Raw genomic sequence first — 565 nt, 5'->3', positions numbered from 1 at the left:
CCCAGAGCAGCAGCGCTGTGTACAGCACAAAACCCAGCAGCGTGCTGAGCAGCACCGCATGCGCCGGTGAGAAGAGGCCCGCCAGCACCAGTGCCTGCGCCATCACCGCGCAGCCCAGCCCGGTGAGCAGGTAGCCGGCCACGGCTGCCAGGCAGACGCGCAAGCCCACCAGCATGGCATGGCGCCAGGGTTGCGCGGCAGTTGCTGCTTTGGCGGGGGCGTTCATGCGCGCGCTCCATGGCGGCGCCCGGGCTGGGCGGCGCGGGTTGGGGTAGAGGTTGGTGTCGAGAGTCGGTGGCGCCAGGCGGCCCAGGCGGCGAGCAAGCCCAGCGCGATGCTGGTCAGCTCCACCCCGGCGCGCACTCCATCGCCCTGGGCCAGGTAGAGCAGCAAATGCTGGCCGGTGGTGGCGGCGTTGAGCAGCGGCAGGGCCAGGCACAGCAAAGCCAGGGCGCAGAGCTGCTCCTGCCAGGCCCGGCGCACGGGACGCAGCAGCGCATGCAAGAGGCAGAGGGCCCACAGCACAAAGAACAGCCGTATCTCGGCACTGGCCCGGGCCTCCATG

1 protein-coding gene and 1 pseudogene are annotated in these 565 nt (G+C 71.0%); both read right to left on the bottom strand.

The window, feature by feature from the left end:
• Positions 1–226, bottom strand: a 226-nt coding sequence (locus tag H928_RS32480; protein ID WP_043340824.1) for a hypothetical protein, incomplete at its 3' end; no start/stop codon positions are given.
• Positions 223–565, bottom strand: a pseudogene (locus tag H928_RS33530) (PepSY domain-containing protein); the annotation flags it as partial. The pseudogene H928_RS33530 and the gene H928_RS32480, both read right to left, overlap by 4 nt.

Origin of the sequence: Comamonas sp. B-9 (genome assembly GCF_000410635.1) — a bacterium.
Lineage (GTDB): Bacteria > Pseudomonadota > Gammaproteobacteria > Burkholderiales > Burkholderiaceae_C > Comamonas.
This window is presented reverse-complemented; position numbering and strand designations above follow the sequence as displayed.